Below are 10,683 nucleotides of genomic sequence, written 5' to 3' on the forward strand. Positions count from 1 at the left end.
CCTATGATTTGAGCATAGGAGGAAGTCCACTTCGTGAAATCCGAGCTAGCTGACCTCGACACCAAGCGCAGATTTCTACCTCGAATGGGAGTTTTCTTGTAGCTGAAATCCCCGTCAAGTTTTTCGACAGAATTGGCCAAGAGCGGACGGTCTGATTATGAAAAATAAATATGTCTCCATTTCACCCACGTTTGGTCGGATTTCCACTGCATCAGCGGAGGCCACACTTTCAACTGAACACCACGCATAAAAAGGTTTGGCCATTCCTATCTGATTTACAATGTCCTCCCTTTGGCGGAGGCTAGTCTTTCGTGGATGTTTTCTCGCTTATCTATGGCCATCTGACCGACTTGGTGATCGAGCCAGTCACCGACCAGTTTCTCGGTATTTTCGATCTGAACGGTCGCCTCGGTGTACTGTTTCTCTTCACGTCCTACAGCATCGCCTACAGCCTGTTCCGATTCAGGAAGCATCGCGGGCTGACCGACGCGCGCTCGTTTGGGCAGTTCATCGGCGGCAGCCGGGTAAATTTCCATCGCTCGGCGTTGCTGGATTACCGGTACTACTTCGTGCGGGCCATCCTGAAAGTCGCGCTGGTGCTGCCCATCGTCGGCCTGGTTGACCCCTACATCCTGCGCTCCGGGGATTACATCTCTTTTTTCACCAACCTCTGGGGCGCGCGCCCGCAACTGAATGAAAACCTCTCACTCTCCCTTCTCTACGGGCTGGGGGTATTTCTTGTGAAAGATTTTACGCATTACTGGGCCCACCGGGCCTTTCATTCCCGATGGCTTTGGGCGTTTCACAAGGTTCATCATTCGGCGCCCGTCCTGGTACCGGCGACTGCGAGCCGGGTTCACTTTGTGGAAAAGATCGTCGAGAAACTGACTACCGCCGTCTGCCTCAGCGTCTACGCCGGTGTCTTCTGGTACGCCTGTGGTGGGGAGATCAGCCGTTACACCCTGTTCGGCGTGACCTATCTGGTATTTTTCTTCAATGGACTGGCGGCAAACCTGCGTCACAGCCATGTCTGGCTTTCGTTCGGGCCAGTATTCGAGCATGTGCTGAACAGCCCGGCCCAGCACCAGATTCACCACAGTGACGCTTCCTGCCACTTCCACAAGAACTTCGGTACAAACCTGTCACTCTGGGACTGGATGTTCGGTACGCTCTATGTCACCACCTCGAAGCCCGAGATCATCCGATTCGGCACCGGGGAACAGGATCACGACCGTTACCTGACGATCTACAGCCTGATCGTCACCCCCTTTGTGGAAACAGCCCGCAAGATCCTCCTGGCGAAACTTCCGCAGACGGTTCCGCCCGGAGCTTCCGAAACGCCCTACTCGTCGTAATGGGCGGCGCTACATGCTGCATCCAGCGCCTGCTGCTGATTTTCTAACTGGCGTATAGGCTGCGGATTGCCCGCTCTTGGCCGAAGACGGACACGAAGACATCTTAGACAGATGAGCCTATATCCAGGTATCTGTTACTGCCCCCCCATGGCACCTACTACTTCCGCCTACTTCCGCATGGTGATTCCGGCACCGTTACGGGCGCTCAGCAACGGCCGAAGGGAGGTTCGGCGCTCACTCAAAACCGACAGTCATCCGCCTGGCCTTCCTATTAAGCGCTCGCTTCACGCTCAATCAGCTCTTCCAACCATTGCATGAAGACTCTCACCCGTTGAGGCAGATAGCGGCGATGCGCATACAGCACGGAGACCTCCAGCGGCGGCGGCAAGTAGTCCGGCAAGACCGCTATCAAACGACCGGTCGCCAGATACTCGCGCAGACCGGCAATCGGCGCTTGGATCAACCCCAAGCCGCCGAGGCACGCCGCCTCATACGCGTCGGTGTTATTGACCGTGACGGTGCCCGCCATCGGCAGCTGACGTGGCTTACCGTTCGCGAGATATTCAAAGCCAGCCGGGCGCGCGCCAAGTACCGACACGTAGTGAATGAGGCGATGCTGAGAAAGGTCATCAAGCGTGCGCGGGGTGCCATGGGCCCTCAGATAGGCGGGGCTCGCGCAGTTCACCATTGCGAACGTGCCGAGCGGGCGCGCCACGAGTGACATGTCTGACAGCTCACCGATACGGAGCACGCAATCGAAACCTTCACGCACGAGGTCGACACGTCGGTCCGTACTGCTGATCTCAAGCTCGACGTTAGGGTGACTGGCAACAAACTCGGCCAGGCGGGGCATGACCACCTTCCTTGCCACAGCGGTCGGCATATCGACCCGCAGCCGTCCGGCCAGAACTGCGCCATCCTGCCGAAACAGGCCCTCCAATTCGTCCATATGAGCAAGCATGTCCTTGCAGCGCTCGTACAACACCAGGCCGTCTTGTGTGGCTTGCACTTTGCGCGTCGTACGGTGCAAAAGCCGAGCGCCAAGCAGCTCTTCCAGGGCCTGCACATGCTCTGAGACTGTCGACTTCGGCAGGCCGAGACTCTCCCCCGCCTGGGTGAAGCTCGACAGCTCCGTCACACGTACGAAGGTTCGCAGTAATTCCAGCTTGTTCACTTGGTTTGGCGCCTTGGAGTTTAACTGTTCGGTTTGCCCGACCAGTATTTCCGTAAACGGCTTATTTATCACGCCTCAATCGGACAATAAACTCCACATCAAGCTCTTCAACCCAGGCACCAAGGAGTAAAGACATGAGCCGTAAAATCGCACTCATCACCGGCGCCAGCCGCGGTCTCGGGAAGAATACAGCCCTGCATCTGGCCGCGCAGGGCATCGACATCATCGGCACGTACCACAGCAAGGCCGCCGAGGCGCAAGTCCTGGTGAGCGAGATCGAAAGCCTTGGTGGCCGCGCGGCCATGCTGCAGCTCGACGTGAGCGACAGCAGCACCTTCGAAGCTTTTGCGGCGCAAGTCACCAATGCGCTGCACAAGGTGTTCGGCCGTGAGCGCTTCGATTTCCTCATCAACAACGCCGGTATAGGCACCCACGCAAGCTTTGCCGAAACGACCGAAGCGCAGTTCGATCAACTGGTGAATATTCAGCTGAAAGGGCCATTCTTCCTCACCCAGCAGCTGCTCCCCTTGCTCGCCGACCAAGGGCGCATCATCAATATCTCGACCGGGCTGGCACGTTTTACCCTGCCAGGGTATGCCGCCTACGCGGCGATGAAGGGCGGCATAGAAGTCTGGACGCGTTATCTCGCCAAGGAGCTTGGCCCACGTGGCATTACCGCTAATGTTCTCGCCCCTGGTGCAATCGAGACCGACTTCGGCGGCGGCGTTGTACGCGATAACGCAGAGGTGAACGGCTACATCGCCTCGAACACCGCACTTGGGCGCGTTGGGTTACCGGATGACATCGGTGGGGCGATCTCCGTGCTGCTGGCCGACGGTGGCCGGTGGATCAACGGACAACGCATTGAAGCTTCCGGGGGCATGTTCCTCTGACCAGTAGCTGCACGACAGCGTTACGGGCGCTCCGCAATGGACCGCCGGCGAAGGCATGCGCCTCTCCGCCGGCGGTATCGTCAGGTGAGCTACACCTCTGTGGCGACTGAACAACCGTTGTCATGTTGAGCGTCGCTACGCTCAATGCAACCTACGCGTGCCCCTCAACGCAACTGACTGTCCTTGCTCCCCCGCCGGTTGTAACCGCTGGCTGCCTTCTGCTGTTTATCCAGCTCAGACTGGCAGGCGACGCACAGGCGCACACCCTTGACCGCTTCGCGGCGGGCCTGGGGGATTGCCGCGTCGCACTCTTCGCAATGGCTCAGGCTTTCGCCCGTCGGCAGCTGGCTGCGGGCCCGCTGGATGGCGTCCTCGATGCTGCTGTCGATCTGTTCTTGTACCGCACCGTCACTTGCCCAGCCACCGGCCATGACAACCTCCCACTCGCTATCTGCCTGTTCGACAGATATGAGCACCTGCGTGGTGTTTTACAAGCGCTGGTCGTCGGCTGAATAACCGGAGCGCTACTCCTTCACATCCATAAACTCCTCGGCCCAGACGAAGTATTCCTCGGGCAGGGTGTATTTATGCGCCAGTTCGGAGGCGCTGAGGTCGCTGGCGGTGATTCCGCGCTGCTCACGCAGGCAGTCGTAGGTGGCCTTGATCGCGGCGAAGTAGGCGGCGTGGCCGTTGACCACGATGCGTACGCCGAGGCGGGCCAGGCGCTCGTTGTCACGCAGCTTCGGGTTGCCGTAGGTGACCAGCATCAGCGGGATGCTCAGGTGCTCGGCGATCGTCTCCAGGTGCTCGAAATCGGCGATGCCGACCATGCAGATGCCGTCGGCGCCGGCGGCCTGGTAGGCCTGGGTACGGCGGATCACTTCATCGACCTCGAGTACGCCGGCATGGGTGCGGGCGATGATGGCGAGGTCAGGGTCGACCCGCGCCTCCAGCGCCGCGCGGATCTTGCCGACGCCTTCTTCCACGCTGATCAAGTCGGTGGACTTGCGGCCGAACTGGGCCGGCAGCAGGGTGTCTTCGAGGGTCAGCGCGGCGATGCCGGCGCGCTCCAGTTCGACCACGGTGCGCATCACGTTGAGCGCGTTGCCGTAGCCGTGATCGGCATCGGCGATCACCGGCAGGCGCGCGACGCGACCGATGCGGGTGGCCTGCTCGACGAACTCGCTGAGGCTGATCAAGGCGAAGTCCGGGGCAGCCAGCACCTGCAGGGAGGCCACCGAGCCGCCGAGAATGCCGACCTCGAAACCGAGGTCGGCGGCGATACGTGCAGACATGGGATCGAACACCGAGGCGGTGTGGTAACAGGCGTCCGAGTTGAGCAAGGCGCGAAAAGCGCCGCGCAGCTCATGGTGAGAAGCTCTTTGCATAGGTGGTTCCAACTGCAGGATGGACTCTGATAAGTCGTCGTGTTGCCCTAGCAAGACACATACCGGGTGGCGGGAACGCTGCAGAACCGCTCGCGCGCCCCCTGCTCTCGGCCCTGGCCAGGACCGCGACCCCACTCAGGTGGCGGATTCACGCCCTCCCGGCGGATGGAGGGGCGGTAAACCGCCACCACCTGCAACGCGCCCCTCGCCTAGTGCAAGGTCCAGCTACAGCCAAGCCGCGCCCCGCTGAGCATCGTAATGAGCCAGACCGGGAATGCCCTAACACTTGAGATCGGCATTCATCAACCTGGGTCTCCGCTCCGGGTTCCCATAGTGGAGCACCATCCAGTACAGCACACTGAGGTCGCAACTGGCCGGCCGATACCGACCTAGGCTGGCGTAGAGCGCAGCGAAACCCAGCCTAGGCACCCTCTCGAGCCGGTCGTAAACAGCTTCTCAGACGTGAACGGCCACCCGCAGGGCTTCGTAGGACGCCGCGGCGGCAATCCCCACCGCGGCGCACAGTTCCAGCACCCGCGGCAGATCGCAGCTGTACACCAGAACGGCCTGCAGTTCGTCATCCAGCGGCTGGCTGAAATTCATCAGCACATAACCGCCCGTCTCCGGATTCATGCTGCTCAGTTGCACCTGGATGCGGTTCAGCGCCGTCAGTGCCTCGGCTTTGGCCAGCTGTTTGGGCTTGATGTTGAACGACACATCCTTGCCGAACGAGTCGACGATCTGCTGAAACAGCTCGGCGTAGGTGTCCGCCTGGAACAGCACCGTCTCCGGCAAGCTGCCCACCACCACCCACTCGCCCAATGGGATGGTGAAAGTATCGTCGTAGTTGATGTCCGGATTAGCCGCGAGGAAGGCCTGCGGGTCGGCAAAGGCCTGCGCCGCCTCATCCGCGACCCGTTCGATCTCCTCCTCGCCCATGCAGCCCGAACTTATTTTGCCGATCAGTTCAACGAGCTGGTTTTTCATGCGGGGAGTCCTGCGACTAAGGGTGGATTGGGTTGAGGCTGCACAGGATATCTCGAAATCAACCGCAGGGTTCTTGCCGGGTACTTTCGCGGGACTGTTTTGCCGCCGTCCGGCATCACCTGCAGAAACGTCATCACCGTCTCGGATGCGCGTCACCCGGCCTTGCGCAACGTAAGGTTCAGCCGCTGGGCACCCACTAAGGAATGGAAACCCTCTTTGAGTGGCAACACCCCGTGATAGCTCAGCCTGGCTGGCCCACCCCAAACGACCACATCGCCGTGCATAAGCCCAATACGCCGGGCTGGCACCGAACGGCTGGAGCCACCGAACAGAAAGACCACCGGCAGGCCGAGGGACACCGAGACAATCGGCTCGCGAAAGTCGCGCTCGTTCCTGTCCTGATGCAACGACAGTCTTGAGCCCGGTTCGTAGCAATTGATCAAACAGGCATCTGGCACGAACCGGCTAAACCCCGCCCGCTCTGCCGCGCTCGTGGCCAGCTGCAGAAACGCCTCAGGCAGCGGCGGCCAGGGCTGGCCGCTGAGCGGATCGATCGGCCCGTAGCGATAACCGGCTGTGTCGCTGATCCAGCCAAGGGCGCCGCAGTTGCTCATGCCGACCGACATGCGAAAACCTCCCGGGGTGATCATATTCCGGAACGGCGCCTGCGCGATCACCTCGGCCAGGGCACTGAGCAGCTCGCGCTCGTGCGCGACGGCAAAACCGCGCAGGAGCATGGCGCCAGGGGCCAGCTGCTCCTGCGACTCGAGAGTGGTTGCGCCGTCGAACAAATCCATGGTCATGGGCTGGTGCTCAGAGGGCGTCGTGGAAAATCACGCCGAGGGTATGCCGCTGCCCCGAGCGCAAACGGCTGACGCCATGGCGCAGGTTCACCCGGTAGGTGCCACGAGTACCCTGCACCGGGCGTTGGTGAACGGCGAAGATCACCGCATCGCCCTGTTTCAGCGGCAGCACTTCCGGGCGCGACTGCATACGCGGGCGCTGCTCGGTCAGCACGAACTCGCCGCCGGTAAAGTCGCGGCCGGGCTCCGAAAGCAGAATCGCCACTTGCAGGGGGAATACCTGCTCGCCGTAGAGATCCTGATGCAGGCAGTTGTAGTCGTCGACGCCGTATTGCAGGAGCAGCGGAGTCGGCCGCAACTGGCCCGCGGCATGGCAGCGGGCGATGAACTCGGCATGCTGCGCGGGGTAGCTGACGGCGATACCCAGCGCCTGATTCCAGCGGTTGGCGATGGGCGCCAGGTGGGGATAGAGCGTGGTCCGCAGCCCGGCGATCATCTCCGGCAACGGATAGCTGAAATACTGGTACTCACCGCGCCCGAAACCATGCCGCGCCATCACCACCCGGCTGCGGAAGCGATGCTCCTGCGGGTAAAGCTCCGCCAGCGCGGCGCACTCGTCCGGGCTCAGCAGGCACTCAAGCAGAGCATGGCCTTGCGCATCCAGATCCGCGCAGATGCGCTGCCAATCCAGGGCCTCGATGCGCTCGGCCAGGCTAGCTGCGCCGCCCAGAGCCGCCGTCGTGTTGGCTGGCGCGTTCATGCCTGCGCCTCCAGATCGAGCAAGGCCCGCTTGCGTTCGACCCCCCAACGGTAGCCCGACAAGCCGCCGTCGTTACGTACGACCCGGTGACAGGGAATCGCCACGGCCAGGGCATTGGCCGCGCAGGCCCCCGCTACTGCGCGCACGGCACGCGGCGAACCGATGCGCTGGGCGATCTCGCTATAGCTCGCCGTCGAGCCTGGCGGAATGTCCCGCAAGGCCTGCCAGACCCGCTGTTGGAATGCCGTGCCGCGGACATCCAGCGGCAGCTCCAGACCGATTGCCGGTGCTTCGACGAAACCGACGACCTTGGCCACCAGCTGTTCGAAATCGCTGTCGCCACCAAGCAAATTGGCCAGAGGGAAGCGATCCTGAAGATCACGGGCCAGCAGATCGGGATCATCGCCCAGCAAAATCGCACAGACTCCGCGTTCGCTCTGCGCGACCAGAATCGAACCCAGCGAGCACTCGCCTACGGCGAAACGTATCTGCGTGCTTGCGCCACCCGCGCGGTATCTCGACGGGGTCATACCCAGCAGCTGATTCGAGGTTGCGTAGAAGCGCCCGTTGGAGTTGAAGCCCGCGTCGTAGATCGCCTCCGTCACCGATTCGCTGCGCCCGAGTTGGTCACGCACGCGTTGCCCCCGCTGAGCGTCGGCGTAGCCTTTTGGCGTCAACCCGGTGATAGCCTTGAACACCCGATGGAAGTGATAGGTGCTCATCCCCACCTGCTTGGCCAGCGCCGCCAGGCTGGGCGCTTGTTCGGCGTTGTCGATCAGCCGACAGGCTTGCGTGACTTTTGCCGCGTGCTGCTCCGCCAGTGACGGCTGATCGGGCTTGCAGCGCAGGCAGGGCCGGAAGCCGGCCTTTTCGGCGTCTGCGCGAGTCGCATGGAACTGCACGTTTTCGGGGTTCGCCGGGCGCGCCGCGCAGGAAGGTCGGCAATACACCCCCGTGCTTTTTACCGAGTAGAAGAATTGCCCGTCGGCTTCGGAGCTGCGAGCGAGCACCACGGTCCAACGCGGGTCACTGACCGTTACGGCGGCGAGCTGGGCTTTCTTGATTGAAGTGTTCATAGCGGCTCCTTCAAAGATCCACATTGCCCCTTCAAGGTATCGACGCCATCCCGGCCTGACACTCCGGGCCTTGCTTTCAAATCCGGCCAGATCGCTAGCCCTTCAAGAGTCAGAGCTGCGAAGGCAAGATTCGGTGCCCTCAGGTTAATGAGCGACTGTAGCCTGCAACTCGGAAGGCACTGGTGAATTTTACCTCAGTGCCAGCCACGACCTTGGCGAAACCTATTTGGCTCACACCGCCCAAGCAGACTGCACCCTTGAGCGCGTTTGACAAGCCACGGCGGCCGTCTAAATTTACCTAAAGGTTAATTAACCAGTTGGTATCTTGCGCATGTCCTCCGATCAACTCAGCGCCACCTTCGCGGCACTCGCCGACCCCACTCGCCGCGCCATCCTGGCACGCCTAGCCGTGGGCGAGACAACGGTCACCGAGCTCGCCGAGCCCTTCGAGATGACCCTCCCTGCCGTGACCAAACACCTCAAGGTGCTGGAGCGCGCCGGTCTGATCTCGCGCGGCCGCGAGGCGCAGTGGCGGCCCTGCCGGCTAGAGGCCAAGCCGCTGGAGGGCGTGGCCGACTGGGTGGGGCAGTACCGCCAGTTCTGGGAAGCACGCCTCGACCGTCTGGAAGACTACCTGCGCGAACTGCAGGCACAGGCCACCATGGGGGAAACACCAGAGACACCCACGCAACTCAGCAAGGAGTACAACGATGAGCGCAAAAAAACCTAGTTTGTCAGCCATGCACGAACGCTCCACCCATCACGCCACCTTCGTCATCGAGCGCGGCTACGACGCCTCGCCCGCGCGGGTATTCGCCGCCTGGGCGGAACCTGCGGCCAAGGCTCGCTGGTTCGTGGGGCCCGACGACTGGGAGGCCTCCGATCACGAGCTAGACTTCCGGGTCGGCGGGAGAGAAAGCGTCAGCGGCTGCGCAGCGGGCGGCCCGGTCCATGAGTACGACGCCTGTTATCAGGACATAGTCCCGGACCAGCGCATCATCTACAGCTATGACATGCACCTGAACGAGACGCGGATATCGGTCTCGCTGGCGACGGTGGAGTTCACACCTGCGGGCAGTGGCACGCGACTGATCCTCACCGAGCAGGCCGTCTTTCTCGACGGCATCGATAACGCCGCCGCTCGCGAGCGCGGCACGCGCGATCTGCTGGACAACCTGGGAGCGGAGCTCAAGCGCACAAGCGCCTGAACCAAGCAATCATCTGAACAAAGAGGGAGATCATCATGGAAGCCAACCAGATCGTCTCACGCGAAGCATGGCTGGCCGCCCTCAAGGCGCTCCCGCTCAAGGAAAAACAACTCATCCATGCGCGCGATGCACTGAACGCTGAACGGCGCCGGCTGTCGGTGGTGCGGATCGGCAAGCCCTACAGCTTTGAGGGCACGGACGGCCAGGCGAGTGATCCGTCAAACACCACCGTGAAAATCGAACGGAGATGAGGCGATGAAAACCGAAGCACAGCGGGAGCACCAGTGGCTACAGAAGCTCGTCGGCGAGTGGACGTGCGAAGCCGAATGCAGCATGGAGCCGGGCCAGCCACCAGCGAAGTGGATGGGTTCCGAGAGTGTGCGGTCGCTGGGCGGGCTCTGGATTTTGGGCCAGGGACAAAGCGATATACCCGGTGGCGAAGGCCCCGCGACGAGCATGTTGACGCTCGGCTATGACCCGCAGAAGCAGCGCTATGTGGGCACCTGGATCGGTTCCATGATGTCCTATCTCTGGGTCTACGACGGCGAGTTGGATACCGCTGGCAGGGTGCTGAGGCTCAACACCGAAGGCCCCGATATATCCGCCGAGGGGACGATGGCGAAGTACCAGGACGTGATCGAGTTCAAGAGTGACGATCACCGGGTGCTGACCTCGCACATGCTGGGCGATGACGGGACGTGGCACCAGTTCGCAACGGTGAATTATCAGCGCAAGCAATAGTGCAGGCAGGGCATAGGGTGGGCAAAGCGCAGCGGATGGTCATGCTGGCTTCGATCAAGCAGGCAGTTTCCTGCCTGTGGCCGCTTACACAAAACTTCGGACACCCTCAATCAACCCTTCCCGCCCTCATCGCAGCTATCTCGTCGACGTCAACAAGGGCGCCCTGACGCCCGGCCCTCGAGTGCTTTTTTGCGCGCAAAGACAAACCCCCCACCCGCTTGCGCGAATGAGGGGTTTGGAATTTAAGCTTGACGATGACCTACTCTCACATGGGGAGACCCCACACTACCATCGGCGA

General features: G+C 61.6%; 13 protein-coding genes. 6 read left to right on the top strand and 7 right to left on the bottom strand.

Going from position 1 to position 10,683, the window contains the following annotated elements; translation table 11 throughout:
* Positions 1–311: 311 nt before the first annotated feature.
* Positions 312–1,355 (top strand): sterol desaturase family protein, encoded by a 1,044-nt coding sequence (locus tag FFS13_RS17465; RefSeq protein WP_137820326.1) that lies wholly within the window; start codon positions 312–314, stop codon positions 1,353–1,355.
* Between the two features lie 271 nt (positions 1,356–1,626).
* On the opposite strand, the gene FFS13_RS17470 is transcribed toward FFS13_RS17465, so the two are convergent.
* Complete coding sequence (locus FFS13_RS17470; protein ID WP_137820327.1) at positions 1,627–2,529, bottom strand: LysR family transcriptional regulator; 903 nt, start codon at positions 2,527–2,529, stop codon at positions 1,627–1,629.
* 134 nt (positions 2,530–2,663) lie between these two features.
* Here FFS13_RS17470 and FFS13_RS17475 point away from each other — a divergent pair, with 134 nt between their 5' ends.
* Positions 2,664–3,422: an SDR family NAD(P)-dependent oxidoreductase gene (locus tag FFS13_RS17475; RefSeq protein WP_137820328.1), complete on the top strand. Its 759-nt coding sequence runs from the start codon at positions 2,664–2,666 to the stop codon at positions 3,420–3,422.
* 164 nt (positions 3,423–3,586) lie between these two features.
* Here FFS13_RS17475 and FFS13_RS17480 read toward each other — a convergent pair whose 3' ends face one another.
* The 6 genes from FFS13_RS17480 to ada all read right to left on the bottom strand — a co-directional run bounded on the left by FFS13_RS17480 (position 3,587) and on the right by ada (position 8,436).
* Positions 3,587–3,853, bottom strand: coding sequence for a DksA/TraR family C4-type zinc finger protein (locus tag FFS13_RS17480; RefSeq protein ID WP_137820329.1), 267 nt, complete (start codon positions 3,851–3,853; stop codon positions 3,587–3,589).
* A 93-nt stretch (positions 3,854–3,946) separates the two neighbouring features.
* Complete coding sequence (locus FFS13_RS17485) at positions 3,947–4,810, bottom strand: oxaloacetate decarboxylase (RefSeq protein ID WP_137820330.1); 864 nt, start codon at positions 4,808–4,810, stop codon at positions 3,947–3,949.
* A gap of 456 nt (positions 4,811–5,266) precedes the next feature.
* Positions 5,267–5,797: a hypothetical protein gene (locus FFS13_RS17490; RefSeq protein ID WP_137820331.1), complete on the bottom strand. Its 531-nt coding sequence runs from the start codon at positions 5,795–5,797 to the stop codon at positions 5,267–5,269.
* Between the two features lie 152 nt (positions 5,798–5,949).
* A complete protein-coding gene (alkB, locus tag FFS13_RS17495; protein WP_137820332.1) occupies positions 5,950–6,600 on the bottom strand; it encodes a DNA oxidative demethylase AlkB in 651 nt (216 codons plus the stop codon).
* 10 nt (positions 6,601–6,610) lie between these two features.
* Complete coding sequence (locus FFS13_RS17500; RefSeq protein ID WP_137820333.1) at positions 6,611–7,360, bottom strand: 2OG-Fe(II) oxygenase; 750 nt, start codon at positions 7,358–7,360, stop codon at positions 6,611–6,613.
* Positions 7,357–8,436 carry a bifunctional DNA-binding transcriptional regulator/O6-methylguanine-DNA methyltransferase Ada gene (ada, locus tag FFS13_RS17505; RefSeq protein ID WP_137820334.1) on the bottom strand — a complete coding sequence of 360 codons (1,080 nt, stop codon included), beginning with the start codon at positions 8,434–8,436 and terminating at the stop codon, positions 7,357–7,359. The genes FFS13_RS17500 and ada overlap by 4 nt, the downstream gene beginning before the upstream one ends.
* 331 nt (positions 8,437–8,767) lie before the next feature.
* Between ada and FFS13_RS17510 the strand changes: the two genes are divergently transcribed.
* The 4 genes from FFS13_RS17510 to FFS13_RS17525 are packed head-to-tail and all read left to right on the top strand — an operon-like array spanning position 8,768 to position 10,385.
* Complete coding sequence (locus FFS13_RS17510) at positions 8,768–9,166, top strand: helix-turn-helix transcriptional regulator (RefSeq protein ID WP_137820335.1); 399 nt, start codon at positions 8,768–8,770, stop codon at positions 9,164–9,166.
* Positions 9,147–9,644: an SRPBCC family protein gene (locus FFS13_RS17515; protein ID WP_218568636.1), complete on the top strand. Its 498-nt coding sequence runs from the start codon at positions 9,147–9,149 to the stop codon at positions 9,642–9,644. The genes FFS13_RS17510 and FFS13_RS17515 overlap by 20 nt, the downstream gene beginning before the upstream one ends.
* A 35-nt stretch (positions 9,645–9,679) precedes the next feature.
* Positions 9,680–9,895: a DUF899 family protein gene (locus FFS13_RS17520; RefSeq protein WP_137820336.1), complete on the top strand. Its 216-nt coding sequence runs from the start codon at positions 9,680–9,682 to the stop codon at positions 9,893–9,895.
* A gap of 4 nt (positions 9,896–9,899) precedes the next feature.
* Complete coding sequence (locus FFS13_RS17525) at positions 9,900–10,385, top strand: DUF1579 domain-containing protein (RefSeq protein ID WP_137820337.1); 486 nt, start codon at positions 9,900–9,902, stop codon at positions 10,383–10,385.
* Positions 10,386–10,683 lie beyond the last annotated feature (298 nt).

Source organism: Pseudomonas sp. 2FG (genome assembly GCF_005502935.1).
Classification (GTDB): Bacteria; Pseudomonadota; Gammaproteobacteria; order Pseudomonadales; family Pseudomonadaceae; genus Aquipseudomonas.

Bases quoted from the DNA above. Each gene is read 5' to 3' on its own strand.
- FFS13_RS17475 (WP_137820328.1), top strand. From the start codon at position 2,664: ATGAGCCGTAAAATCGCACTCATCACCGGCGCCAGCCGCGGTCTCGGG.
- FFS13_RS17480 (WP_137820329.1), bottom strand. From the start codon at position 3,853: ATGGCCGGTGGCTGGGCAAGTGACGGTGCGGTACAAGAACAGATCGAC.
- FFS13_RS17485 (WP_137820330.1), bottom strand. From the start codon at position 4,810: ATGCAAAGAGCTTCTCACCATGAGCTGCGCGGCGCTTTTCGCGCCTTG.
- FFS13_RS17490 (WP_137820331.1), bottom strand. From the start codon at position 5,797: ATGAAAAACCAGCTCGTTGAACTGATCGGCAAAATAAGTTCGGGCTGC.
- alkB (WP_137820332.1), bottom strand. From the start codon at position 6,600: ATGACCATGGATTTGTTCGACGGCGCAACCACTCTCGAGTCGCAGGAG.
- FFS13_RS17500 (WP_137820333.1), bottom strand. From the start codon at position 7,360: ATGAACGCGCCAGCCAACACGACGGCGGCTCTGGGCGGCGCAGCTAGC.
- ada (WP_137820334.1), bottom strand. From the start codon at position 8,436: ATGAACACTTCAATCAAGAAAGCCCAGCTCGCCGCCGTAACGGTCAGT.
- FFS13_RS17510 (WP_137820335.1), top strand. From the start codon at position 8,768: ATGTCCTCCGATCAACTCAGCGCCACCTTCGCGGCACTCGCCGACCCC.
- FFS13_RS17515 (WP_218568636.1), top strand. From the start codon at position 9,147: ATGAGCGCAAAAAAACCTAGTTTGTCAGCCATGCACGAACGCTCCACC.
- FFS13_RS17520 (WP_137820336.1), top strand. From the start codon at position 9,680: ATGGAAGCCAACCAGATCGTCTCACGCGAAGCATGGCTGGCCGCCCTC.
- FFS13_RS17525 (WP_137820337.1), top strand. From the start codon at position 9,900: ATGAAAACCGAAGCACAGCGGGAGCACCAGTGGCTACAGAAGCTCGTC.